Origin of the sequence: Cytobacillus sp. IB215316, from assembly GCF_033963865.1 — a bacterium.
Taxonomy (GTDB): Bacteria; Bacillota; Bacilli; order Bacillales; family SM2101; genus Nanhaiella; species Nanhaiella sioensis.
Genome location: NZ_JAXBMC010000003.1, coordinates 282,005 through 305,955 on the forward strand (window position 1 = coordinate 282,005; position 23,951 = coordinate 305,955).

Here is a 23,951-nt window from a genome sequence, read left to right on the forward strand (position 1 = left end):
TTGATATAAAATGACGTCAATGAATTATAAATCATTTTGTTTTGCTAATATTGTCACTCTAGCAACAAAGGTTACGAAAAGAGCCATTCGATAAATTCATCATCCATTAACGAAAGGCTCTTTTGTTATTTTAAAATAATAATAATGTTAATTTCTCTTCATATTAATAACAAATTTATATCGATCAGCTCGATAAACTGATTTAACGAGCTCTAGCGGCTGCCCGTTGGTTAACTTAGTTTGTCGCCGAATATATAATATTGGTGCATTTTTATTTATACCTAAATCTTTCGCTTCATCTGCTCTCGCAATTGACGACTCAATAATTTGCTTCGCAGAGTCTATTTGTAAACCTAGTTCATTTTCAATGTAAGAATAAAGTGAACGATTGACTATGTCTTCGGTTAGGCCTTTTACCAAATTTGCAGGTATATAGGTTGTTTCAATTGCCATCGGTAAGTCGTCAGCAAATCTTATCCGTTTTATTTCATATAGAGGGTCATGTTCATTTATTAATAGCTTGTTTGAAATACTACGGCTTGCTGGAATAAGCTCAAATTTAAGAAGTTTACTTCCTGGTTTCATCCCTCTTTTTTCCATATCCTCAGTAAAGCTTGTTAAGCCTTGTAATGTTTGTTCTATTTTCTTATCACCAACGAAAGTACCTCTGCCTTTTTGTCTATATAAATATCCTTCATTAACTAAGTTTATAATCGCCTGTCTGATGGTCATGCGGCTTACACTAAATTGTTCAGAAAATTCTCTTTCTGAAGGAATCGCATCACCAGGGTTGAGTTCTTCATTATCTATTAAATTCTTTATATATTCTTCGATTTGATAATAGATTGGCACAGGTGATTCTCTGTCGATCATTTCTAGCTCTCCTTTCGCTATTAAGTTAGTGAAAGCGCTGCTTTATCTGCTATGATTGTAACATGTGAATGATCATATAAGGAAGATGCAGGAAATTCTTCGCTCATATTTTGTTCTACTAATAGTTTATGGACAGTTTTTCGTTTATCTTTACCTGATATAAGTAAAAGTATCTGTTTACTTTCAAGTATAGTTTGAATACCCATCGTAATCGCATATTTAGGAACTTCATTGATATGTTGAAAAAATCGTTCATTTGCATATCGAGTTGATGAGGTTAATTTTACAATATGCGTACGGGTGTTAAAGGAAGTATATGGTTCATTAAAGCCTATATGCCCATTGTGTCCGATGCCTAATAATTGTAGGTCTATGCCACCTAATGAATGAATAAGCCTATCGTAGTTATTGCACTCTCTTTGTAAATCCTTTGCCATTCCGTTCGGAATATGTGTTTGGGAATAAGGAATATTAATATGATTAAAAAGATGCTCATTCATAAATGTAAAGTAACTATTTATGTCATCCTTAGCTAAGCCTACATATTCATCTAAATTAATAGTCTTTACATAACGATAAGATGTGTTATTTTTTTGAAAATCATTAATCATTTGTTTATAAGTACCTTTAGGTGTACTACCAGTCGCTAAACCTAAAACAAGATCTGGCTCGTTTTGTATGTTTTTTATAATATGTTGAGCGGCTTTAATACTCAAATCATGGTAGTCTTCTGCTTGTATGATTTTCATGAGAAATTCACCTCGTGTATTTATCTCTCGTATGAGATAACTCCTCGACAGATAGTCATAACTAGATTGTTTTGTTCATCTAAAATAATAAGGTCTGCATCTTTATTTTCTTTTATACTACCTTTACGATCAAAGACGCCACATTGTTTAGCAGGATTCTTTGAGGCAATTATGGTTAATTCAGTAAGAGGTGCATTTGTGTAAGTCAAGATATTTTGCATTGCTTGATCCATCGTTAATAAACTACCAGCTAATGCTCCTCCATCCAAAGTTGCTTTACCATTTTTCACGTGTACATTTTGACCACCTAAGTCATAGATGCCATTTCTTAAACATTTTGCACGCATCGCATCGGTAACTAGAATTGTTCGCTCACATCCAATGTAACGGTAAGCAAGTTCAATCATTTTAGGAGAAACGTGTATACCATCAACAATCATTTCAACAAATAATTCATCTCGCATCATTGCTGCACCTACAACACCTGGTTCTCGATGATGTAAGCCGCTCATGCCGTTAAATAGATGAGTAATGTGAGATGCTCCAACACTAATGGCATCAACTACTTGATCATAAGTAGCGTTTGAATGCCCGATAGAAGCAACAACGCCATTTGAACTTAAATATTTAATCAAGGCCAAACCATTGTTTATTTCGGGTGCTAGCGTCACCAGTTTAATATTGTTACCTGAAAGCTTTTGCCAGCTTTTAAATAATGATATATCTCCCTCTAAAATGTAATCATAAGGTTGTGCTCCTGCTTTTTGTGAATTAATAAATGGACCTTCAAGGTGAACTCCTAATATTTCAGCTTGACCATCATTCTGAGATTCCATATAGTTACCGACATTGAATAATGCCTGTTCTATTTTTGATTGATGTTGTGTAATTGTTGTAGCTAGATAACTAGTTGTCCCTTCTTGTGGTAATGCTTTCGAAATTGTATCCAGTGCATGTGAAGAGGCATCCATAATATCAGAACCATGTGCACCATGAATATGAACATCAATCAACCCAGGCAGACATTTATAAGTGTTAGGAAATTGAATGATGTTAGTATCAATTTCATCTATGTGTTGACTGATTGACTCAATTTTGCCATCAGTAATCTTAATAGTACCTTGTTCAATCATTCTATCTTCAGCATAAATTGTTAAGCCTTTAATAAGCATATCGAAAACTCCTTATGCTTTTTTCTATATCATATCATGTTAATTATCAGTTGTCTAGACAACTATACATATATAAAAATTGGTATAGACAACTATATATTATAATGATACGATATAGTTGTTCCACTAGGCTACCTGTAAAATATTAATTGCATGTTTTAGCAAGTTGATGGAGAGGTTGAAAAACTCTCTATCGGTGCAAATTATGAATGCGTTTACAAAATAAACGTTCATGCACCGCTTAAATATCAGAAAATTAAGTTAATTAAACGAGAGCTACATTATGTTCAATAGTGACCTTAACATTACTACTAAATAAAAGAAGGCTTAACTTTGATGCTATTTTTACTTAAATTGGACAGTAAGATGAGTTTTAAGAGAGCTTAATCATTGTAATAGTAGAAAAGATGCCACAAACGATCGACATCTTAGAATGAAAAGCAACAATCAACGCGAAAACAGCCTTAAAGAATGGCCACCGAGATGTAAAATTAATATCACCATTAATTAAAGGTCACTTTCTTTGTAAGTTGCACTTTAGACTCAAATCTGTCATTTGGTCATGAATAAAAAAAATGGGGTGATGTATAGGGAGAATATAAAAAAAAATTTATTAAGGAAGCGGAGCTTATTTTCTTGGGGGTGGATGTATGCTTATTCAATATTTGGATGAAGTTGAAAGATTGCTTAATAAGGTGAAATCCAATGAACAAACATTAACAAACGCTGCATCAATATTAGCAAATACACTTGAAAAAGAAGGCATTATTCATATATTTGGTTGTGGACATTCACATATCATCTCAGAGGAAATCTTCTATCGCGCAGGGGGGCTAGCATGTGTAAACCCTATTCTTATAGAAGATTTAATGTTATTTAAAGGCCCAGTCAGGTCTTCAATGCTTGAAAGGGTTAATAATTTTATAGAAGTTAACCTTGAAAAATATCAAATTCAAGAAAATGATGTTTTTATCGTTGTGTCTACTTCAGGTATTAATCCAGTTCCGATTGATGCTGCGCTATATGCAAAGAGTAAAGGGGCTCAAGTGATCGCTTTAACATCGCTTGATTTTTCAAAACATGTAAAGTCAAGGCATATAGATCAAAAACGCTTGCACGAAGTCGTCGATCTTGTAATAGATAATTATACTCCTATAGGAGATGCTGTCATGACTGACGATCGACTACAGCAACCATTTGGACCAACTTCTACAATTATTAATACTGCAATTATAAATAGTGTAATCGTAGAGACCATTAATATTCTATTAAAGAAAAATATTAAACCACCCATTTTCTTAAGTGGAAACGTACAAGGCTCAGATATCCACAATCAGGATTTAATTAATCAATATAAAGATAGAGTCACACATCTTTTATAGAATTGGGGAGATGAAAAATGTTTAAATTTTTACAAAGAATTGGGAAGTCACTTATGCTACCAATTGCTGTATTACCAGCCGCAGCATTATTACTTCGTTTTGGAGCAGAGGATATATTAAATATCCCGTTTATATCTGCTGCTGGTGGAGCATTATTTGCTAATTTATCACTCATCTTTGCAATAGGGATTGCAATAGGATTATCAAAAGATAATCACGGTGCTGCAGCACTAGCAGGTGCAGTCGGATATTTTGTCTTAACAGATGCAACGCAAGCTATTAATGATGAAATTAATATGGGGGTTCTAGGTGGTATTTTAGCGGGGATTATAAGTGGTCAATTGTATAATCGCTATCATGATATAAAATTGCCAGAATGGTTAGCCTTTTTTGGAGGAAGAAGGTTCGTTCCAATTGTTACATCTATCGTGATGCTTATAATTGCTTTGCCATTAGGGTTTATTTGGCCACCTATTCAAGAGGGGATTAATAGTTTAGGTGAATGGATTATTGGTGCAGGTGCAGTTGGTGTTGGCGTTTTCGGCTTCTTAAACCGTTTGTTAATTCCGTTAGGACTTCATCATGTCATAAACACCTTAGTTTGGTTTGTGTTCGGCGAATATGGAGGAGCAACAGGGGATTTAAATCGCTTCTTTGCTGGTGACCCAACAGCAGGTCAATTTATGACGGGCTTCTTTCCAATCATGATGTTTGGCCTTCCCGCAGCATGCCTAGCAATGATAGCTGCCGCAAAACCTGAACGAAGAAAACAAGTTTCTGGCGCACTGATAGGAATTGCTTTAACGTCATTTTTAACAGGTATTACTGAACCGATAGAATTTACGTTTATGTTTATCGCACCACTTTTGTATGTTATTCACGCATTATTAACGGCGAGTTCAATGGTAGTGACGAACTTACTTGGCATCCAGGACGGTTTTGGATTTTCAGCGGGTGTTACAGATTATTTATTGAATTTTGGAATTGCCCAAAAACCTCTTTTACTATTAGTAGTAGGATTAATTTATGGAGTAATTTACTTCATCGTATTTTATGTTCTTATAAAGGTTATGAATATTAAAACACCAGGCCGAGAGGATGAGGCAATTGAGGAGGATCCTAGCGCATCAGCTGGAACAGGTGATAAATATACTACAATGGCTGAGAGCTTCCTACAAGATTTAGGTGGTAAAGAGAATATTACTAGTATAGATAACTGCGCCACTCGACTTCGATTAGAGGTGAAAGACAGCAGTGCTATAAGAGAAGCTTCATTAAAGAAACATGGTGCTCACGGAGTTATGAAAGTAGATGACAATCATATTCAAGTAATTGTAGGAACAAATGTTGAATTCGTAGCAGATGCGTTAAAGCGCATGGTATAGTATAGGCAGTTTGGACAGTAAACAGCATATTTGACAAGTGTAAGTGCAAATTTGGATAGTAAACCATACATTTCGGCTAGTAAAAGGGAAAAATTTAAAGTTTATCTGTTGACTGAATATCCATCATAAAGCTTAACCCAGACCATGATTTCACACGAAGGCAATACGCCTTCGTGTGTATACCTGTCTTAGTATTGTAATTAACGGACATTCCGCTATTGTTTAACCGGTAAAACGCCTTTTTATTCCTCGGGTTGCATATTATGCTTTTTATATTGCTGATTTTGGCTTTGAGTTTTTCCACCCTCATTTTCAACCGTAGGACCAGCATTCCCTTTTACACTTGCTGCGCTTACTCCCGCTTTTGATGGACTCTTCTTCATGCGTGCCATTTCGCATCACCTCCATTTTATTAACGTTTCCAAAGTGAACATTTTTATCAAGATAATAATTATGGGGCTCTTTACATAAGGATGTTTTTGCATTAATTGTTGCTTTTCGTAATAAGCACGCACATAACTACATTTTTTTTTCATAGGAAAAATAGCCATTCGTTATAGAACGTTGTTAATCTTCTTGTAGAATAATGTTGTATTTTGAAAAAAATTACCTATTTTATTGCTTCTATATTGCGAAAATTTGAAAAATCATTTATATTTATAATTAAAGGAACTCATTCTAGGTAGGCAGTATTTTTTTTGACAGTAAAATGAATGAGTATTCATTCAAAGAGTCAGAGGAGGAGAAATGGAATGGTCCAACATATTAAAAAAGCAGCTGTTCTTGGTTCAGGTGTAATGGGCTCTGGAATAGCAGCACACTTAGCTAATATTGGGGTTCCCACTATATTATTAGATATTGTACCTCGAGAGTTAGCAGACGATGAAAAAGCTAAGGGGCTAACATTAGAAGATAAAAGTGTAAGAAATCGGTTAAGCTCTCAAGCAATTAAAAAACTGTTAAAACAAAAGCCAGCTCCGCTAATGTCAAAGGACAATATTGTGTTAATTGAAGCAGGTAACATGGAAGATGACATGGAAAGGCTTTCTGAATGTGATTGGATAATTGAAGTTGTTGTAGAAAATTTAGAAATTAAGAAACAAGTATTTGAACGTATTGAACAAGTAAGAAAGCCAGGAAGTATCGTAAGTTCTAATACTTCTGGAATATCAATCGAGGCAATGGCAGAAGGTCGTTCCGATGATTTCAAAAAACACTTTCTTGGAACACACTTCTTTAACCCGCCACGCTATTTAAAACTGTTGGAGGTTATACCTACAAAGGATACTTCTCCTGAAGTTTTATCTTTTATTAAGCAGTATGGAGAAGAAAAACTAGGAAAAGGTGTAGTTGAAGCGAAGGATACACCTAATTTTATTGCCAATCGAATTGGAACTTATGGGCTTCACATCACTGTAAATGAAATGTTAAAAGGTGGCTACAGCGCCGGTGAAGTTGACTCGGTAACCGGTCCATTAATTGGTAGACCAAAAAGTGCAACTTTCCGCACGCTTGATGTTGTCGGTTTAGATACATTCGTTCACGTTGCAAAAAACGTATACGATAATGTTGAAGGTAAGGATAAAGAAGTATTTGTTACTCCAGCATTTATGAAAAAGATGGTTGAAAAAGGTTGGTTAGGTAGTAAAACTGGTCAAGGCTTTTTCTTGAAAAAAGGAAAAGAGATTTTACAATTAAATCCAGAAACGTTTGAGTATGAGCCAAGAACAAAGCTAAAAGCACCATCTATCGAAATGAGTAAACAAATTAAGAAGCTTCCTGAGAAATTGAAAGCGCTTGTATATGCAGACGATAGAGCTGGGGCACTGCTATGGAATATTATTAGCCCAGCACTCTTGTATTCTGCTGAACTATTAGGTGAGATTGCAGATGACATCGTTGCAATTGATAAAGCGATGAAGTGGGGCTTTGGTTGGGAAATCGGTCCATTTGAAATGTGGGATGCAATCGGTTTAGAGAAATCAGTAAACAAAATGAAGTCTGAAGGACAAGAGATTCCAGCGTGGATAGAAGAAATGCTTTCAAACGGTATTACTTCCTTCTATAAAAAAGAGAACGGTGGAGTTGCATACTTAGACAAAGATGAATACAAGCTGCTAAAGGAAAACGAAAAAATTGTTCATCTTAAGAGTTTAAAAGAGAAAAATGGAGTTATTAAGAAAAATAGTGGTGCTAGTTTAATAGATATTGGTAATGATGTAGCACTTTTAGAGTTCCATTCTCCGAATAATGCCATTGGATTAGACATCATTCAAATGGTTAATTATTCTCTTGAAGAAGTCGATCGTAACTATAAAGGATTAGTAATAGGAAACCAAGGTAAAAACTTCTGTGTCGGAGCTAATCTAGCAATGATGCTTATGGAAGCACAGGACGATAATTTCTTTGAAATTGAAATGGTTATACGTCATTTCCAACAAGCAATGATGAATGTGAAATATAGTGCTAAGCCAGTTGTTGCCGCACCATTCGCTATGACGTTAGGCGGCGGTACAGAAATTAGCTTACCGACAAGTCAGATTCAAGCATCAAGTGAAACATATATGGGCTTAGTTGAAGTTGGTGTAGGTTTAATTCCAGGTGGTGGTGGTAATAAAGAGCTTTACATTAACCATCTGAAAACAATGCCAAAAGGTGTAGATTTTGATCTGCAAGCTGTCGCAAATAAAGTATTCGAAACGATAGCAATGGCTAAAGTGTCAACATCTGGACCTGATGCTCGAAACTATAATTTCTTAACAAAACAAGACGGCATTAGCTTTAATGGAGATCATCTTATCCATGATGCAAAACAAGCTGTCATATCACTTTATGATAAAGGCTATCAAGCTCCTAAACGTGAGATGGTTCCAGTGGTTGGGGAAACAGGATATGCAACATTATTATTAGGAGCACAAAATATGCATTTATCTGGATATATCTCCGATCACGACTTAACAATTGCGAAAAAACTGTCACACGTTATTGCAGGTGGTAAAGTACCATTTGGAACAAAGGTTGATGAGCAATACTTACTTGATTTAGAACGTGAAGCGTTCGTTAGCTTAATTGGAGAACCAAAAACACAGCAACGTATGCAACACATGTTAGTAAAAGGTAAGCCGTTACGCAATTAATAATAACTACTATGTGTTCAAAAAGGCTGGATAGAGATTAGGAAAGAACATCTATGTGAGTTTTGCAGTAATTATGTGGATCAGTATTTCTTAAATAAGCATAGTTTTTGAACATCGTCTAAAAATGCTTCCACCTATTCGAAAAAATACGGAGAAAAGCGGGGGAATGATGTGAGAGAAGCTGTTATTGTTGCTGGTGCTCGAACACCGGTTGGTAAAGCAAAGAAAGGGACATTAAAAGATGTACGTCCTGATGATTTAGGGGCTGCTGCAGTAAAGGAAACATTAAAACGTGCAGGTAACTATGAAGGTAATATAGATGATTTAATCATTGGTTGTGCAATGCCAGAGGCAGAACAAGGATTAAATATGGCTAGAAATATTGGGGCGCTTGCTGGGTTACCTTACACCGTTCCAGCAGTTACAGTAAATAGATATTGTTCATCTGGCTTACAAACAATCGCCTACGGTGCAGAGAAAATCATGCTTGGTCACGCAGATACAGTTATTGCTGGTGGGGCAGAATCAATGAGTTTAGTACCAATGATGGGTCATGTTGTTCGTCCAAATGCGAAGCTTGCTGAGAGTGCACCAGAATATTACATGGGCATGGGGCATACAGCTGAACAAGTTGCAATGAAATATGGTATTACGAGAGAAGAACAGGATGCATTTGCTGTGCGAAGCCATCAGAAAGCAGCGAATGCAATTTCAGAAGGAAAGTTTGCTGACGAAATCGTACCAGTAGACGTTACAATGCGTTCAGTAGGTAAAGACAATAAAGTTCAAGAAAAAACAATTCAATTTTCTCAAGATGAAGGTGTACGCCCGGATTCCTCTGTTGAAGGATTAGCGAAACTTAGACCAGCATTTTCTGTCACAGGATCTGTAACAGCTGGTAATGCTTCGCAAACGAGTGACGGTGCAGCTGCGGTGATGGTGATGGATAGAGAAAAAGCTGATTCATCTGGCTTGAAGCCGATGGCTAAATTCCGTTCATTTGCAGTCGGTGGAGTACCGCCAGAAATCATGGGAGTTGGACCGGTTGTAGCTGTTCCTAAAGCATTAAAATTAGCTGGGTTAGAATTAGCTGATATTGGTTTATTCGAATTAAATGAGGCGTTTGCTTCACAATCAATTCAAGTTATTCGTGAATTAGGTTTAGATGAAGAAAAGGTTAACGTGAATGGTGGGGCAATTGCATTAGGGCATCCACTTGGTTGTACTGGAGCTAAACTTACGTTATCTCTTATTCATGAAATGAAACGCCGTAACGAACAATTTGGGATTGTAACGATGTGTATTGGTGGCGGAATGGGTGCTGCTGGGGTATTTGAATTAGTATAGAGTGTTCGGAACAAATAGGGGGTATTTGGTCGGAATCATAAAGCAGTGTTAGTCACAGGGGAATGACTAGCACTGCAATAGAATAAATAACAACACACTATTTTATAGGAGGAAATTAAAATGTCAGATACAACTAAACAATTAGTAAAGGGTGGCAGCTTTTTAGTTGAAGATATTAGTTCAGATGCAGTATTTACACCAGAGGATTATACAGATGAACAAATTATGATAGGTAAAACAACAGAAGATTTTGTTGTTAATGAGGTTGTGCCACAGCTAGATCATATTGAAAACCATGAATTTGACCGTTCGGTTAAGCTATTAAAACAAATGGGTGAGCTAGGACTATTAGGAGCAGATGTTCCTGAAGAGTATGGTGGTCTTGAGTTAGATAAAATTAGTTCAGCACTTATTACAGAAAAGATGTCAAGAGCTGGTGGCTTTTCGGTTACTTTCGGTGCTCATGTTGGAATCGGTTCGTTACCAATTGTATTATTCGGTAGCGAAGAACAAAAGAAGAAGTATTTACCTGACCTAGCGGTAGGTGAAAAGATTGCTGCATATGCTTTAACAGAGCCAGGTAGTGGTTCAGATGCATTAGGCGCAAAAACAACTGCCAAACTTAATGCAGAGGGAACACATTATGTGTTAAATGGAGAAAAGCAGTGGATTACAAATGCTGGTTTCGCTGACGTATTCGTCGTATACGCAAAAATCGATGGCGAGCATTTCACAGCATTTATCGTTGATCGTGATTTAGAGGGTGTTTCTACTGGTCCTGAAGAAAAGAAAATGGGTATTAAATGCTCTTCAACTCGTACACTCATTTTAGAGGATGTACATGTACCAAAAGAAAATCTTTTAGGTGAAGCTGGAAAAGGGCATGTCATTGCCTTTAACATTTTGAATATTGGTCGTTATAAGCTTGGACTAGGGACAACAGGAGCAGCAAAACGTGGGTTAGACGTATCAATTCAATATGCTAACCAACGTCAACAATTCAAAACACCAATATCTAAATTCTCTTTAACACAAGAAAAATTCGGTACGATGGCATCAAAATTATATGCTTCTGAAAGCTCTATCTATAGAACAGTTGGTTTATTTGAAGATCGTATGGGTGCTCTTACACCAGAACAAGTTAAAGACGGCAGAGAAGTAGGGAAAGCAGTTGGCGAATATGCGATTGAATGTTCCCTTGGGAAGGTAATGGGTTCTGAAACACTTGACTATGTTGTTGACGAAGCCGTTCAAATTCATGGTGGATACGGCTTCATGGCTGAATATGAAGTAGAAAGAGCATACAGAGATTCTCGTATTAATCGTATTTTCGAAGGAACAAATGAAATCAATCGCTTACTTGTACCAGGGACATTTTTACGTAAAGCAATGAAAGGCGAGCTTCCACTATTACAAAAAGCACAAGCTTTACAGGAAGAGTTAATGATGATGATGCCTGAAGAGGTTGGTGATGAGCCACTAGAACAAGAAAAATATTTAGTGAAAAATGCGAAGAAAATAGGTATCATGGTAGCTGGTTTAGCTGCACAAAAGTTTGGTCCAAAGCTTGAAAAAGAACAAGAAATTTTAATAAATATTGCAGATATTGTCAACAACTTATATGCAATGGAATCAGCTGTCTTACGTACAGAAAAAGCAATCAACAAAACTGGGCTAGAGAAAAACAACCAAAAACTTTTATATACACAAATTTATTGCCAAGAAGCATTTAACGAAATCGAAGCGCATGCAAAAGAAACACTTGTTGCAACAGAGCAAGGTGATACACTTCGCATGATGCTATCATCACTACGCAAGTTCACTCGTTATACTCCGATTAACGTAATTGCTAAAAAGCGTGAAGCTGCAGCAGTACTAATTGAAGCAGAACGCTATACAGTTTAACAACACCGAAATATTGGCCATTACTTGAAAAAAGCTCCTGTAAAATGGGAGCTTTTTTTAACCACTATATTTACATACGAAGAAACATACACCTGGCGTCTGAGATAATGATATGCATCGTTTAAATCGTAATTATGGCAACAAAGCCTGTGTAAAGAGCCACTTAAAGGCTGGGTTCTCATAAATTGTTGCTTTTCGTAATAAGAGCTATTTTAAGCAAAGAGTCTTATTATAAAAGGTTACTAGTACTGTCCAATAGGGCCTAGTTACTTACGAAATTAAGATTATTTTTCTCAAGAAGAATTGCAGGAATAACAAAATAAAAGACGAATAAAACTGAGAAGGTTATAACAAGTGAATTCTTGATTATGCATTTAATTAAAAATATGATAATATTCATTTGAAGAGGGGAATTTTGACCAAGTTTCTCGTTTGCAAACCCTCAAAAAAAGTCGTTGGGTGGTGGAATTATATGGTATCTTTTTATTGGTATCCGAAATGTGGAACATGTCGTAAAGCAAAAAAATGGTTAGATGAACATCATGTTTCTTATGAAGAATTACATATTGTTGATAATCCCCCTTCGAGAGAAAAAATCGAAGAATTATATCATAAAAGTGGATTAGAACTTAAAAAGTTCTTTAATACGAGTGGGAAAAAGTATCGTGAGCTTGGATTAAAGGATAAGGTCAAAGCTGCTTCAGAGGCTGAATTATTAGATATTCTAGCAAGTGATGGCATGTTACTCAAGCGTCCCATCGTAACGAATGGCAGTGCTGTGACGGTAGGGTTTAATGAAAAGCAATTTGAAGACACTTGGGGGTAGTCATTGAAATTAGAAGGTACTGTTAAAACGGTCATCTTTTAATATATATAAAATGATTATAAATGTTGGAGGGATTGTTGAAATGAATACACCGAAGGAATTGCGTTATTCTGAAGAACATGAGTGGGTACGTATTGAAGGAGATCAAGTCCGCATAGGAATTACTCATTTTGCTCAATCAGAACTTGGAGATATTGTTTTCGTTGAATTACCAGAACCGGGTGATGAAATAGAAATCAATGAACCATTTGGTAGTGTTGAATCTGTGAAAACAGTATCTGAATTATATGCTCCAATTAGTGGCAAAGTATTAGAAGTTAACGAAGACTTAAACGATACGCCTGAATTCGTAAATGAATCTCCATATGAAAAAGCTTGGATGGTTGTAATCAAGCCTGCTGATATGAGTGAAGTTGAAAGCTTAATGTCAGCTGAACAATATGAGGAAATGACAAAGGAAGATTAAGTTATCTTCACCAATATTAAGGTCGATATTTGAAACAGTGGGGTAACAGCTCCACTGTTTTTTCATAGACAATATGGCGATGATGCTAGCTGTTTTAGCATTGTTAAGATAATGAGAACGTATACATCTAACAATCGTGGCATCTTTCTATATTTACAATTTTTGAGCTATCATAATACTCATCAAAATTGCAACGAAGTTATGAAAAGAGACCATGCAAAAATTCATAAACGTTATTTGAAATTTGTATTACTTATCTGTTTTAGAAGAGAAGATATTGCGTGTAGATTCGTAGTTTGAATAACATAAACTACTAATGTGAAATTAGTTATTAAGTTCATGAATTGTTCAACGAGGGTGATGTCGATGGCGATTATTGAGATTAATAAAGTCATTATTGTTGAAGGGAAAACTGATAAACAGCAAGTCGAAAACGTTTTAAATGAACCAATAGAAATCATTTGTACAAATGGGACGCTAAGTGTGACTAAATTGGACGAAATTATTGATTCAACATTTCATCAAGATGTATTTGTTCTTGTTGATGCTGATGAAGCTGGTAACAAGCTCCGTCAGCAATTTAAAAGAGAGTTTCCTGAAGCGCAACATATTTATATTGATAAAGTGTATCGTGAAGTTGCAGCTGCTCCGTTAAAACATATTGCAGCAGTTTTATTCCGTGCAAATTTTATAGTGAAAAGACAATACTTATAAGGGGTTTAAGCATTATGCAGCAATGGACAGACCAAATAAACAAGGTTTTACAAGCTTCAGGTTTAAAGGGAGTATATTTCTATACGCCACTTTGTGGAACTTGTCAATTAGCAGAACGAATGCTTGGCGTTGTAAAAGAAATTGTACCTTCAATAGAGTTTGGTAAAGTGGATGTTAACTATGTTCCTGACATGGCAGAACGGTACGAAATTCAAAGTGTACCGTGCTTGCTCATATTTAAAAATAATATGGTCATTAAGCGTATCTATGCTTTTCAATCCGTAGACGTATTATATAAGCACTTAAAGGACCTAGATTAACATTTGTTCTCTATTAAAAAACTATATCTTATTTCCAGACTTTAGAGCCATTCTCCTCGAGGCCATTTATCCAATTATATGATGGAAAAACTCGCTTCAGATTAGGTGGCTCTATCCCTTGTGAGGGCTGATAGAGTCCTTTTATCTGGGTCAGCTTCCATACTCCTCCAGTAATTTGAACAAAAACAAATTCAGTTGTGGAAAACCTGAATCTCATCAAGGGAGTGAGCGCTCAGAAATAGGTAGCTCGGCATTACTTTTAATTTCTTGAAGGAGTTTGCCTTGAAATATCGAAAATTTTAAAATAATAAAAATATTTTGTTGACCTTAAGCTTTACAGGATGTTTAGCGTTACGAGTTGTTTCACGTACCTAGAAGAGCAAAAGTGACCTAAGGTTCAGTTAATAGAGGATATAAAAGTTCTTTACTCTTTTGGCTGTTCAGCTAAAGAGCCTATTCAATTTAGATAATAAACACGTTAACTAAATTGAATAGTCTCCTTTATATGGGATGGTTCCGACGCTTGTAGAAGATGGTCTAAACATTTGCACACTTTCTTATAATTCTAAGGAACGAGGGGGGAGAGAAGTTACCGAAAATATATTACTTGTTTGTTGTACTAGGTTGTATGAATTGGTGAAGTACTCCTATACACATGTAGAACAGCTAGTTATATGTTTATCGTAACTGAATGTATGGAACTTAGTTTATTTCTTAACGAGTTTAATAATAGGTTCGTTCAAAATTCACACTTAAACCTACTCCTACCTAACCAAGCAATCATTGTTAATTTTGAAAGTAATAAAGAGAAAGTTCAAGTTGTGTTAACAGCAAGGGGATTGGAGCTGAGCAATCGGCAACAAAGTCCTGCAGACATTTCATTAGGTGCTGAACCCCAACAGTTTTACGAATTGTTATCTGGTAAAGAAAAGTTACAAAAATTGATAAGTCGACAAAGTATCATTTGCCAAGGGAAATTCAGATACATTCTTTTACTAGAATCTTTATTTGCTTTAAATATTAAAGGGGAAGGGGAAGAAAAAAATGCGTAAGGAGAAAGATTATCGTTTAGAAACTTTGAGTGTCCATGGAGGATTAGAAGCTGACCCAGTGACAGGTGCAAGAGCAGTACCAATTTATCAATCAAATGCATTTAGATTCAAGGATACGAGCCATGCAGCTAATTTATTCTCACTCCAAGAAGAAGGATATATTTACTCACGGATACACAACCCTACTGTAACTGTTTTGGAGGAAAGAGTGGCATTACTTGAAGGTGGAATTGGTGGATTAGCATTATCAAGTGGAATGGCTGCTATAACGACTGCGATTCTTAATCTAGCAGGAGTAGATGATGAAATTGTTGCAGCATCTACTTTATATGGTGGAACGTATAATTTATTAGCTAACACATTGCCGAAATATGGTATAACAACTCACTTCGTTGACCCTTCCCAACCTGAAAATTTTGCAAAGGCCATTTCTTCTAAAACAAAAGCAATATTTGCTGAAACAATTGGTAATCCAAGCTTACACGTATTGGATATTGAGAAGGTTGCTTCAATTGCTCACGAAGCTGGAATTCCGCTAATCATTGATAATACATTTGCTACTCCTTATCTGTGTAGACCGATTGACTATGGTGCTGATATTGTCATTCATTCTGCTACAAAGTGGCTTTTAGGAAATGGTACGACTTTAGGGGGAATAATCGTTGATGGAGGCAAATTCAATTGGAATTCTGAGAAGTTCCCAGACTTTATAACCCCTGACCCAAGCTACAATAATCTTATATACGCAGAAGCACTTGGAGAAAGTGCATTTATCGTCAAAGCTAGGGTGCAATTATTAAGGGATTTAGGTGCTTCATTAAGTCCATTTAATGCTTATCAATTTAACCTTGGACTAGAAACATTACATGTTCGGATGAAAGAACATATTAATAATGCCAGGAAAGTCGTTGAATATTTAGCGAAACACCCTGCTGTAGAGTGGGTTTTGTATCCCGACCATAAAGATCATCCTGCAAAAGAACTTGCTAAAAAATATTTACCAAAAGGTAGTGGGTCCATCGTTGTGTTCGGCATTAAAGGAGGGAGAGAAGCAGGCGCTAAAGTAATTAATCATGTGAAGCTATGGTCGCATGTAGCAAACGTAGGTGATGCTAAAAGCTTGATTATCCATCCAGCAAGTACAACACATCAACAATTAAGTACCGAGGGCTTAAAATCTTCAGGTGTAACAGAAGATTTGATAAGATTGTCAGTTGGAATTGAGAATATTGACGACCTATTAGAAGACTTAGAGCAAGCAATAGAGACAGCTACAGGACTAACTCAAAGTAAATAATTAGGGTGAATTGATATGTGTTTTGGATGTAAATTCCATAAAGATATTCATTGACACATATAAATGAGCGTGATAGAATCACAACTATACTTTTTAAAAGAGATTAATTTTGAAATGTAATTTTAAAAATGAATAAATAAAACATTGATATATACTCTTATCAAGAGAGGTGGAGGGATGTGCCCTATGAAGCCCGGCAACCATCAACGGTGAAGTTGAAATGGTGCCAATTCACACGAAGCGTATGCTTTGATAGATGAGAGAAAGGAATATAATTAAGCCTTTCTGCTCATATGTGCGGAAAGGCTTTTTAATTTTGTTGTTAAGCTTTTCTATTAGGTTGATTACGCATTAAATGTTGCTGTTCGTACAAAAATATAAACATGTATTCATTTGGTATTCGTAATATCTTATCTTTTACACATGCTGTTTTCATAATGATTGTTGTAGTTTGTATGAAGAAGTAAACAAATATACAACTATAGTTCATGCCATCTAATCTTTTGAAAATCAACAACAACTATAGTTGCTGAATTGTTAACGATAGAAACAAATTTTACGAAAAGAGCCTTTGATAAAACAATGATAATGGATAAAACGACTATCTAGCTGCTAGAAGAGCTAAATTTGGCAGATCGTTTAGTTTGTAACATAAAACGCACTAAACTTATATGAATAATATGATTAAGGAAGTAGGTGAGCCTTTTGATAAAGCTATCTGGGGTAAAAAAAGTATATCAATCTCAAGAAGGAGAAGTAGTTGCTGTAGATAATGTCAATGTGAATATTGGCAAGGGTGAAATATTTGGCATTATTGGTTACAGTGGCGCAGGGAAAAGTACACTCATTCGTTTGTTAAACCAGCTTGAAGCAACAACAGAAGGAACAATTACGATCAATAATTATGATATGACCTCTATTAAAGGGGATGAGTTACGTAAATCACGACAAGAAATTAGTATGATTTTTCAGCATTTTAATTTGCTTTGGTCAAGAACTGTAAGGGAGAATATATCATTTCCATTAGAAATTGCTGGTATTCGTAAAAAAGAACGGTTGAAAAGGGTTGATGAGCTAATCAAGCTAGTAGGGTTGGAGGGAAGAGAAAATGCGTATCCTTCACAACTAAGTGGTGGCCAAAAGCAGCGAGTTGGAATAGCTCGTGCTTTAGCAAATCGTCCGAAAGTATTATTATGTGATGAAGCAACCTCAGCACTTGATCCACAAACAACAGACTCAATTCTTGAACTGCTTGTGGATATTAATAAAAAGCTAGGTCTCACAATTGTGTTAATCACTCATGAAATGCATGTGATTCGTAAAATATGTCACCGTGTAGCTGTAATGGAAGATGGCAGCATTGTTGAACAAGGTGAAGTGTTATCGGTGTTTCAGCAACCGAAAGCTTCTATTACTCAGCAGTTTGTTAAGCAAATTACAGAACCAGAAGAAGCGACAGAAACAATTGAGCATATTTTAGAAAGCTACCCTGAAGGTAAAGTAATTAAGCTATTGTTTGTTGGGGATGATGCTGAACAACCTTTAATAGCAGAATTAATCCGCCAGTTTAATATTGGTATTAATATTATACAAGGAAAGATCTCACATACACAGCACGGTGCATATGGCACATTGTTTATTCATATGACAGGAACCGATGAAGAGATAAACCGCTCGATCACATATATAAAGGAAAAACATGTGACAGTGGAGGTGATACAGCATGGTTAGTCAACTATTTGTAAACGTTAATTGGGAAAAAATGTGGGAAGCAACATTTGAAACGTTATATATGACTGTTACATCGGTGATTGCAACATTTGTTTTTGGTGTTATTTTAGGGCTCTTACTTTTTCTAACATCGAAGGACAACCTATTGGAACATAAGCTGATTAATACAATCATCAGTAGTTTTGTAAACATTTTTCGTTCTATACCATTCATTATTTTAATCATTTTATTAATTCCGTTAACAAAATTCATGCTTGGGACAATTAGAGGAGCAAATGCCGCTTTACCTGCTCTCGTAATTGGAGCAGCACCTTTCTACGCAAGAATGGTAGAAATTGCATTGCGAGAGATTGATAAAGGTGTTATTGAGGCGGCACGGTCTATGGGGGCGAAAACAAGAACCATCGTTTTCAAGGTGCTGCTACCTGAAGCACTTCCTGCACTCATATCAGGAATTACAGTGACAGCAATTGCTCTAGTTGGTTATACTGCCATGGCTGGAATTATCGGTGCGGGGGGGCTGGGGAATTTGGCTTATTTAGAAGGTTTCTCTCGCCGTCATACCGATGTTGTTGTTGTAGCAACCATTTTTATTCTTATTATAGTGTTTATCCTCCAATACATTGGAGATTTTATAACATCAAAAATAGACAAAAGATAGGAGAAGATCATCATGAAAAAAATATTTGCAATCGTAAGTACATTACTCGTAGTTTTTGCTTTGGCAGCATGTGGAACGAGTGAGAAAGAAAGTTCATCAGAAAAGAGTCAAACTAATCAAGCATCAGAAGAGAACAAGCAATTAGTAGTTGGAGCTTCGAATGTACCGCATGCGGAGATTTTAGAACAAGTACAACCGATATTAGCTGACAAGGGAATTGATTTAGTTATAGAAACATATCAAGATTATATTTTACCGAATGAAGATTTAGATAGTGGTGACCTTGATGCTAACTATTTTCAACATATACCATATTTAGAATCGCAAATGGCTGATGTAGGCTATGATTTCGTGAATGCAGGTGGCGTTCATATTGAACCAATCGGAGTATATTCACAAAAATATAGCAGCTTAGATGAATTACCAGAAGGCGCTGTAATTATTATGAGTAATTCAGTGGCTGATCATGGGCGTATTTTAACAATGCTAGAATCACAGGGCTTAATTAAGTTAGCAGATGATGTTGAAAAAGTAGCAGCAACACTTGATGATATTGTAGAAAATCCAAAAAATCTGGAATTTGAAGCTGAAATCGACGCTGCTTTATTACCTGAGTTTTATAATAATGACGAAGGTGATGCTATTTTAATCAATACAAACTATGCGATTGATGCTGGATTAAATCCGTTAGATGATGCTATAGCAATTGAAGGCGCTGATTCTCCTTATGTAAATATTATTGCTGTGCGTAGTGGTGATGAAAAAAATAAGGAAATTGTCGAATTAGTTAACGCTTTGCGCTCAGAAGAAATCCAAAATTATATTATTGAAGAATTTGAAGGAGCAGTTGTCCCTGTTTCGGAATAAGAAATAAGAAGAAAAACCAGTGATTTCACTGGTTTTTTCTTCTTATTATCGTATAATGAGTTTGATGTGTATTTTGGATGTTTTTTGTTTTTTATGCAAACAATATATGTCGAAGACAATCTTTACTTTTCTACATATAATGAAAGAAAATACTTTTTAAACTTTTTTATTTAAAAAGTATAGCTATGGTGTTAAATGGTTGCTAATACTTTTCATTTGTTATAAGATTGTAATGAGAATAAAATGAGAATGAAAGTATTTAAACAAATAGTATAGAAGATAAATTGGAGGTATAGTAATGGCAGCATCAACATTAACAATTAGAGATCTTCATGTTTCTATTGACGGTAAAGAAATTCTAAAAGGGGTAGACCTTGACATAAAAGGTGGAGAAATTCACGCGATTATGGGACCTAATGGTACAGGTAAATCAACCTTATCTGCAGCAATCATGGGTCATCCAAAATATGAAGTAACGCAAGGTAGCATAACACTGGACGGTGAAGATGTGCTGGAAATGGAAGTAGATGAGCGTGCGCGTGCTGGTCTATTCCTTGCTATGCAATATCCAAGTGAAATTAGTGGTGTAACAAACGCAGACTTTTTACGTTCATCTATTAATTCTCGTCGTGAAGAAGGCGATGAAATCTCATTAATGAAGTTTATTCGTAAAATGGATAAGCAAATGGACTTCTTAGAAATGGACCCAGATATGGCACAACGTTACTTAAATGAGGGTTTCTCAGGCGGTGAGAAAAAACGTAATGAAATTTTGCAATTAATGATGCTTGAGCCGAAGATTGCAATTTTAGATGAAATTGACTCAGGTCTAGATATCGATGCGTTAAAAGTTGTTTCCAAAGGTATTAATGAGTTGAGAAGTTCTGAGTTCGGTTGTTTAATTATTACTCACTATCAACGTCTATTAAACTATATTACTCCAGACAAAGTACATGTAATGATGCAAGGCCGTGTTGTTAAATCAGGTGGTCCTGAGCTAGCTCAACGTCTTGAAGCAGAAGGCTATGACTGGATTAAACATGAGCTTGGAATTGAAGATGAAACAGTAGGCCAAGAAGCGTAAGCGTTAGGAGGATGGACATGTCAACAATTGATACGAAACATGCATTCGATCAGGATTATATTAGAGGCTTGTCAAAAGAACTAGGTGAACCTGAATGGTTACTAGATCTCCGCTTACAAGCTCTTGCGAAATATGAAGAGTTACCTCTGCCAAAACCTGATAAAACTAAAATAGATAAATGGAATTTTACTAATTTTAAGAACCACCTAGTAAATAGCGAAAAATATACATCGTTAGACGAACTTTCAAGTGAGGTAAAGGCACTTATTGAAAGTGAAAAAGATGATAAAAGCCTATATATTCAACGTAATAATACAGCTGCATTTTTAACGTTACCACAGAATTTAACAGCGAAGGGTGTTATATTAGCTGATATCCAAACTGCAGCACGTGAACATAGTGATCTTTTACAGAAGTATTATATGAACGATGGAGTAAAGATTGATGAGCACCGACTAACAGCATTACATGGAGCTTTAATGAACGGAGGAGTATTCGTTTACGTTCCGAAAAATGTAGAGGTTGATACACCGATTCAGGCTGTATATGTACACGATGATGCAGACGCTACATTAATGAACCATGTGATTATAGTTGCTGAAGATAATAGCTCGGTCACTTATGTAGAGAACTATATTTCTACTACGGAGGTTAATGACGGAGTTGTTAACATTATTACGGAAGTGTTTGCAAACACGAATGCCAAAGTAACGTATGGTGCCGTTGATAATCTGGCACAAGGTGTTACGACTTACGTAAATCGCCGTGGAGTAGCTGGTCGAGATGCGAAAATTGAGTGGGCATTAGGCCTAATGAATGACGGAGATACGGTATCGGAAAATATTACCCATCTTATTGGTGATGGATCTTACGGAGATACTAAAACTGTGGTTGTTGGCCGCGGTGAGCAGACTCAAAATTTCACAACGAGTGTAGTGCACCATGGGAAGCATTCTGAAGGTTATATTTTAAAGCATGGTGTTATGAAAGAGGCAGCTTCTTCTATCTTTAATGGCATTGGAAAGATTGAGCATGGGGCTTCAAAATCTAATGCAGAACAAGAATCACGCGTTCTTATGCTTAGTGAAAAAGCACGCGGAGATGCAAACCCGATTCTATTAATTGATGAAGATGATGTAACAGCTGGACACGCTGCATCTGTTGGTCGAGTTGATCCAATTCAACTATATTATTTAATGAGTCGTGGGTTGCCGAAGGAAGAAGCGGAACGTCTCGTTATTCATGGCTTTTTAGCACCTGTTGTTAACGAGCTTCCAATTGATTCGGTTAAAGAACAGTTAGTTGAGGTAATCGAAAGGAAAGTAAAATAATGAATATCCAAGATATTCGTGATATGTTCCCGATTCTAAACCAAGAGGTTAATGGAAACAGCTTAGTTTATCTGGACAGCGCAGCGACTTCACAGAAACCAACATCTGTTATTGAAGCACTTGATCAATATTACCGCCAGTACAATTCTAACGTACACCGTGGTGTTCATACTTTAGGTACAAAGGCTACAGATGGCTATGAAGGCGCGCGAGAAAAGGTTCGAAAATTTATTAATGCAAGAAGCACTGAGGAAGTTATTTTTACACGCGGTACAACTACTGCACTTAATACAGTTGCAGCTAGTTATGGCCGTGCCAACCTTGCAGAAGGTGATGAAATTGTCATTACCTACATGGAGCACCATAGTAATATTATTCCTTGGCAACAGCTTGCAAAAGCAACTGGAGCGACTTTGAAATACTTACCCTTACAGGAAGACGGCACAATCTCCTTAGAGGATGTAGAAAACACAATAACGGATAACACGAAGATTGTATCGATGGTATACGTTTCCAACGTGTTAGGTACAATTAACCCTATTAAAGAAATTACGAAGATTGCTCATAAGCACGGTGCTGTTATGGTTGTTGACGGAGCCCAAAGTACTCCGCATATGAAAGTAGATGTCCAAGACTTAGATTGTGACTTCTACGCCTTTTCTGCTCATAAAATGTGCGGACCGACAGGAGTAGGAGTATTATACGGAAAAAAACATATACTTGAACATATGGAACCAGTTGAGTTCGGTGGAGAAATGATTGATTTCGTTGACTTATATGAATCGACATGGAAAGAGCTACCTTGGAAGTTTGAAGGTGGAACACCGATTATTGCAGGTGCGATTGGTTTTGGAGCAGCGATTGATTTTCTTGAAGAAATTGGACTAGATAAGATTGAAGCACATGAACATACATTAGCTCAATATGCTTTACACAGACTATCGGAGGTCGATGGATGTACTGTATATGGGCCAAGCAAACGAGCTGGGTTAGTTACGTTTAATGTTAATGACGTACATCCACATGATGTAGCAACGGTATTAGATGCTGATGGAATTGCAGTAAGGGCTGGACACCATTGTGCTCAGCCATTAATGAAATGGTTAAATGTTTCGGCTACTGCCCGTGCTAGCTTCTATATATATAATAATGAAGAGGATGTAGATCGTTTTGTTTCTTCATTAATTAAAACAAAGGAGTACTTTAGCAATGTCTTTTAATGCCAATCTTGATCAGCTATACCGTCAAGTGATTATGGATCATTACAAAAAACCACGTAATCGAGGTGCTATTGAAGAAGATAGCGTAACGGTGGATATGAATAATCCAACATGTGGTGATCGGATTCATTTAACGATGAAAGTAGAAGATGGAAAAGTTGTTGATGCAAAATTTGAAGGGGATGGCTGTTCAATTTCAATGTCATCTGCGTCCATGATGACACAAGCGATAAAAGGCCAGCCAATTTCAAAGGCAATGGAACTTTCAAAAATCTTCTCAGATATGATGCAGGGCAAAGAGTATGACGATGATATCGATTTAGGTGATATTGAAGCTTTACAAGGAGTTTCAAAATTTCCAGCGAGAATAAAATGTGCAACACTTGCATGGAAGGCTATGGAAAAAGGTTTACAAGGGAAAGAGTAACTGAG

General features: G+C 36.2%; 22 protein-coding genes and 1 riboswitch. Of the genes, 18 read left to right on the forward strand and 4 right to left on the reverse strand.

Translation table 11 applies throughout. From position 1 onward, the window contains the following. Positions 1–147: 147 nt before the first annotated feature. The 3 genes from SLH48_RS08395 to nagA are packed head-to-tail and all read right to left on the reverse strand — an operon-like array spanning position 148 to position 2,794. Entirely contained in the window at positions 148–873 is a 726-nt protein-coding gene (locus SLH48_RS08395) for a GntR family transcriptional regulator (protein WP_320257798.1), read from the reverse strand. Between the two features lie 20 nt (positions 874–893). Beyond that, on the reverse strand, positions 894–1,622 hold the full coding sequence (gene nagB, locus SLH48_RS08400; protein WP_320257799.1) for a glucosamine-6-phosphate deaminase: 729 nt from the start codon (positions 1,620–1,622) through the stop codon (positions 894–896). Between the two features lie 20 nt (positions 1,623–1,642). Further along, positions 1,643–2,794, reverse strand: a complete 1,152-nt coding sequence (gene nagA, locus SLH48_RS08405) for an N-acetylglucosamine-6-phosphate deacetylase (protein WP_320257800.1) — start codon at positions 2,792–2,794, stop codon at positions 1,643–1,645. Positions 2,795–3,444: 650 nt separating this feature from the next. On the opposite strand from nagA, the gene SLH48_RS08410 reads away from it, so the two are divergent. Together SLH48_RS08410 and nagE are read left to right on the forward strand one after the other, a co-directional pair. Beyond that, positions 3,445–4,176, forward strand: coding sequence for an SIS domain-containing protein (locus SLH48_RS08410; protein WP_320257801.1), 732 nt, complete (start codon positions 3,445–3,447; stop codon positions 4,174–4,176). Between the two features lie 17 nt (positions 4,177–4,193). Beyond that, on the forward strand, positions 4,194–5,561 hold the full coding sequence (gene nagE / locus SLH48_RS08415; RefSeq protein WP_320257802.1) for an N-acetylglucosamine-specific PTS transporter subunit IIBC: 1,368 nt from the start codon (positions 4,194–4,196) through the stop codon (positions 5,559–5,561). A 242-nt stretch (positions 5,562–5,803) separates the two neighbouring features. On the opposite strand, the gene SLH48_RS08420 is transcribed toward nagE, so the two are convergent. Then, positions 5,804–5,953: a YuzL family protein gene (locus SLH48_RS08420; RefSeq protein WP_214481091.1), complete on the reverse strand. Its 150-nt coding sequence runs from the start codon at positions 5,951–5,953 to the stop codon at positions 5,804–5,806. Positions 5,954–6,313: 360 nt separating this feature from the next. Between SLH48_RS08420 and SLH48_RS08425 the strand changes: the two genes are divergently transcribed. From SLH48_RS08425 to sufU, 16 genes are all read left to right on the forward strand, one after another. Continuing rightward, a complete protein-coding gene (locus tag SLH48_RS08425; protein ID WP_320257803.1) occupies positions 6,314–8,698 on the forward strand; it encodes a 3-hydroxyacyl-CoA dehydrogenase/enoyl-CoA hydratase family protein in 2,385 nt (794 codons plus the stop codon). A 171-nt stretch (positions 8,699–8,869) separates the two neighbouring features. Continuing rightward, positions 8,870–10,045: an acetyl-CoA C-acetyltransferase gene (locus SLH48_RS08430; RefSeq protein ID WP_320257804.1), complete on the forward strand. Its 1,176-nt coding sequence runs from the start codon at positions 8,870–8,872 to the stop codon at positions 10,043–10,045. Positions 10,046–10,165: 120 nt separating this feature from the next. Further along, a complete protein-coding gene (locus SLH48_RS08435; protein WP_320257805.1) occupies positions 10,166–11,950 on the forward strand; it encodes an acyl-CoA dehydrogenase family protein in 1,785 nt (594 codons plus the stop codon). 472 nt (positions 11,951–12,422) lie between these two features. Continuing rightward, entirely contained in the window at positions 12,423–12,776 is a 354-nt protein-coding gene (locus tag SLH48_RS08440; protein WP_214481087.1) for an arsenate reductase family protein, read from the forward strand. 82 nt (positions 12,777–12,858) lie between these two features. Continuing rightward, entirely contained in the window at positions 12,859–13,242 is a 384-nt protein-coding gene (gene gcvH / locus SLH48_RS08445) for a glycine cleavage system protein GcvH (protein WP_320257806.1), read from the forward strand. A 366-nt stretch (positions 13,243–13,608) separates the two neighbouring features. After that, positions 13,609–13,956 (forward strand): toprim domain-containing protein, encoded by a 348-nt coding sequence (locus SLH48_RS08450; protein WP_214481086.1) that lies wholly within the window; start codon positions 13,609–13,611, stop codon positions 13,954–13,956. A 14-nt stretch (positions 13,957–13,970) separates the two neighbouring features. Then, positions 13,971–14,276, forward strand: coding sequence for a thioredoxin family protein (locus SLH48_RS08455; RefSeq protein WP_214481085.1), 306 nt, complete (start codon positions 13,971–13,973; stop codon positions 14,274–14,276). A 674-nt stretch (positions 14,277–14,950) separates the two neighbouring features. Beyond that, positions 14,951–15,328 (forward strand): SCP2 sterol-binding domain-containing protein, encoded by a 378-nt coding sequence (locus SLH48_RS08460; protein ID WP_320257807.1) that lies wholly within the window; start codon positions 14,951–14,953, stop codon positions 15,326–15,328. Then, positions 15,321–16,625: an O-acetylhomoserine aminocarboxypropyltransferase/cysteine synthase family protein gene (locus tag SLH48_RS08465; protein ID WP_320257808.1), complete on the forward strand. Its 1,305-nt coding sequence runs from the start codon at positions 15,321–15,323 to the stop codon at positions 16,623–16,625. The genes SLH48_RS08460 and SLH48_RS08465 overlap by 8 nt, the downstream gene beginning before the upstream one ends. A 154-nt stretch (positions 16,626–16,779) precedes the next feature. Then, a riboswitch (SAM riboswitch) is annotated at positions 16,780–16,888 on the forward strand. A gap of 442 nt (positions 16,889–17,330) precedes the next feature. Further along, a complete protein-coding gene (locus SLH48_RS08470) occupies positions 17,331–18,356 on the forward strand; it encodes a methionine ABC transporter ATP-binding protein (RefSeq protein ID WP_320257809.1) in 1,026 nt (341 codons plus the stop codon). After that, the gene (locus tag SLH48_RS08475) at positions 18,349–19,017 is read left to right on the forward strand and encodes a methionine ABC transporter permease (protein ID WP_214481081.1); all 669 of its coding nucleotides are present in this window, start codon (positions 18,349–18,351) and stop codon (positions 19,015–19,017) included. The genes SLH48_RS08470 and SLH48_RS08475 overlap by 8 nt, the downstream gene beginning before the upstream one ends. A 12-nt stretch (positions 19,018–19,029) precedes the next feature. Next, positions 19,030–19,884, forward strand: coding sequence for a MetQ/NlpA family ABC transporter substrate-binding protein (locus SLH48_RS08480; RefSeq protein ID WP_320257810.1), 855 nt, complete (start codon positions 19,030–19,032; stop codon positions 19,882–19,884). Positions 19,885–20,182: 298 nt separating this feature from the next. Then, positions 20,183–20,968: a Fe-S cluster assembly ATPase SufC gene (gene sufC / locus SLH48_RS08485; protein ID WP_214481079.1), complete on the forward strand. Its 786-nt coding sequence runs from the start codon at positions 20,183–20,185 to the stop codon at positions 20,966–20,968. A 17-nt stretch (positions 20,969–20,985) separates the two neighbouring features. Then, a complete protein-coding gene (sufD, locus tag SLH48_RS08490; protein ID WP_320257811.1) occupies positions 20,986–22,299 on the forward strand; it encodes a Fe-S cluster assembly protein SufD in 1,314 nt (437 codons plus the stop codon). Next, positions 22,299–23,519: a cysteine desulfurase gene (locus SLH48_RS08495; protein ID WP_320257812.1), complete on the forward strand. Its 1,221-nt coding sequence runs from the start codon at positions 22,299–22,301 to the stop codon at positions 23,517–23,519. Before sufD ends, SLH48_RS08495 begins: the two co-directional genes overlap by 1 nt. Next, positions 23,509–23,946 (forward strand): Fe-S cluster assembly sulfur transfer protein SufU, encoded by a 438-nt coding sequence (gene sufU, locus SLH48_RS08500; protein ID WP_214481076.1) that lies wholly within the window; start codon positions 23,509–23,511, stop codon positions 23,944–23,946. The genes SLH48_RS08495 and sufU overlap by 11 nt, the downstream gene beginning before the upstream one ends. Positions 23,947–23,951 lie beyond the last annotated feature (5 nt).

Coding starts and splice junctions, on each gene's coding strand:
- SLH48_RS08395 (WP_320257798.1), bottom strand. CDS start 873: ATGATCGACAGAGAATCACCTGTGCCAATCTATTATCAAATCGAAGAA.
- nagB (WP_320257799.1), bottom strand. CDS start 1,622: ATGAAAATCATACAAGCAGAAGACTACCATGATTTGAGTATTAAAGCC.
- nagA (WP_320257800.1), bottom strand. CDS start 2,794: ATGCTTATTAAAGGCTTAACAATTTATGCTGAAGATAGAATGATTGAA.
- SLH48_RS08410 (WP_320257801.1), top strand. CDS start 3,445: ATGCTTATTCAATATTTGGATGAAGTTGAAAGATTGCTTAATAAGGTG.
- nagE (WP_320257802.1), top strand. CDS start 4,194: ATGTTTAAATTTTTACAAAGAATTGGGAAGTCACTTATGCTACCAATT.
- SLH48_RS08420 (WP_214481091.1), bottom strand. CDS start 5,953: ATGGCACGCATGAAGAAGAGTCCATCAAAAGCGGGAGTAAGCGCAGCA.
- SLH48_RS08425 (WP_320257803.1), top strand. CDS start 6,314: ATGGTCCAACATATTAAAAAAGCAGCTGTTCTTGGTTCAGGTGTAATG.
- SLH48_RS08435 (WP_320257805.1), top strand. CDS start 10,166: ATGTCAGATACAACTAAACAATTAGTAAAGGGTGGCAGCTTTTTAGTT.
- SLH48_RS08440 (WP_214481087.1), top strand. CDS start 12,423: ATGGTATCTTTTTATTGGTATCCGAAATGTGGAACATGTCGTAAAGCA.
- gcvH (WP_320257806.1), top strand. CDS start 12,859: ATGAATACACCGAAGGAATTGCGTTATTCTGAAGAACATGAGTGGGTA.
- SLH48_RS08450 (WP_214481086.1), top strand. CDS start 13,609: ATGGCGATTATTGAGATTAATAAAGTCATTATTGTTGAAGGGAAAACT.
- SLH48_RS08455 (WP_214481085.1), top strand. CDS start 13,971: ATGCAGCAATGGACAGACCAAATAAACAAGGTTTTACAAGCTTCAGGT.
- SLH48_RS08460 (WP_320257807.1), top strand. CDS start 14,951: ATGTTTATCGTAACTGAATGTATGGAACTTAGTTTATTTCTTAACGAG.
- SLH48_RS08465 (WP_320257808.1), top strand. CDS start 15,321: ATGCGTAAGGAGAAAGATTATCGTTTAGAAACTTTGAGTGTCCATGGA.
- SLH48_RS08475 (WP_214481081.1), top strand. CDS start 18,349: ATGGTTAGTCAACTATTTGTAAACGTTAATTGGGAAAAAATGTGGGAA.
- SLH48_RS08480 (WP_320257810.1), top strand. CDS start 19,030: ATGAAAAAAATATTTGCAATCGTAAGTACATTACTCGTAGTTTTTGCT.
- sufC (WP_214481079.1), top strand. CDS start 20,183: ATGGCAGCATCAACATTAACAATTAGAGATCTTCATGTTTCTATTGAC.
- sufD (WP_320257811.1), top strand. CDS start 20,986: ATGTCAACAATTGATACGAAACATGCATTCGATCAGGATTATATTAGA.
- SLH48_RS08495 (WP_320257812.1), top strand. CDS start 22,299: ATGAATATCCAAGATATTCGTGATATGTTCCCGATTCTAAACCAAGAG.
- sufU (WP_214481076.1), top strand. CDS start 23,509: ATGTCTTTTAATGCCAATCTTGATCAGCTATACCGTCAAGTGATTATG.